The organism is Micromonospora sp. DT178, assembly GCF_049841695.1.
Taxonomy (GTDB): Bacteria; Actinomycetota; Actinomycetes; order Mycobacteriales; family Micromonosporaceae; genus Micromonospora.
The window spans coordinates 1-227 of sequence record NZ_JBNCKV010000108.1 but is presented as its reverse complement, the minus strand read 5'-3'; the positions used below and the strand labels follow the sequence as shown (position 1 = coordinate 227).

General features: G+C 71.8%; 1 protein-coding gene. It reads left to right on the top strand.

What is annotated here, in order from left to right:
- On the top strand, nucleotides 1–227 hold a 227-nt coding region (locus ACLQ22_RS32180), incomplete at both ends, for a KR domain-containing protein (RefSeq protein WP_425695635.1).

Genomic DNA, 227 nt, shown 5'->3' with positions numbered 1-227 from the left:
CCGGCCGCGGCGGGAGCGACGGAGCTGGTCGCTGATCTGACTGAGCTGGGCGCACGGGTACAGGTGGCGGCGTGTGACGTCGCTGACCGGAACGCCCTGGCTGAGGTGTTGGCGGCGGTACCGGCCGAGCATCCGGTGGTCGGGGTGGTACACACCGCCGGAGTGCTCGACGACGGGGTGATCGAGGCGTTGACGCCGCAGCGGCTGGAGACGGTGCTGCGGGCCAA